General features: G+C 58.8%; 1 protein-coding gene and 1 pseudogene. One reads left to right on the top strand and one right to left on the bottom strand.

The features are described 5' to 3' along the window. Positions 1 to 573: pseudogene (locus C482_RS15925) on the top strand (DUF4157 domain-containing protein); the annotation flags it as partial. 20 nt (positions 574 to 593) lie between these two features. Here the strand turns inward: C482_RS15925 and C482_RS20645 are convergent. Beyond that, the coding region (locus C482_RS20645) for an integrase core domain-containing protein (RefSeq protein WP_152422032.1) at positions 594 to 673 on the bottom strand (80 nt) is incomplete at its 5' end.

Genomic DNA, 673 nt, shown 5'->3' with positions numbered 1-673 from the left:
GATCCACAGTTGGAGCGCGAGGCCGACGAAGCAGCCGAGCAGGCATTGTCGGGCGAGGAGCCGCTGGTCGTCAACCGGATGGGAACTGACGTGCACATTCAGCGGGCTCCTGCTGAAGTCAGCGTCGAGAACAATTACAAGGGAATCAGCGACCTCGTCGACGAGGTCGCCGACCTTCGAGACCAGGTTTCCGAGAACTCCCAGACGATTGAGCAGACCCAATCCTCACTCGGCTCTCTCGAGGACGAGTTACACTCCGGTCTGGGAGAGAAAACCGCTGGCCTCGCCGCCGGTGGCATCGGAGCCGTGGCCATCGCGCTCGGCCGAGCGGGTATGGAACCCGCCCTTCAGGAGGGCCTTTCCGAGACCGCGATGAATCCGGAACTGGGTGCCCCTGCGATGGCTGCGGCCCTGATGGCTATCGGTGTCGGTGCCGCCAGTGCCGGTGCGAAAAGCCTCTGGGACCGAGCCAAAGAACGGTTCTTCGGGGACGAAACAGAAGAGGAAGAGCAATTTGAAGGTGAAGATGCGGACGGACTTATCGACTCGATCAAAAATAGAGCAAGAGGATAGAATAGGATGAAGGGCACTGTCTAGTTTAGCACCTCCGCTGGCGTCTGTCCGTTGAGTGATTGATGTGGTCGTTGTGTGTTGTAGTAGTGTACAAACTGCT

This window comes from Natrialba chahannaoensis JCM 10990, assembly GCF_000337135.1.
GTDB lineage: Archaea > Halobacteriota > Halobacteria > Halobacteriales > Natrialbaceae > Natrialba > Natrialba chahannaoensis.
This window is presented reverse-complemented; position numbering and strand designations above follow the sequence as displayed.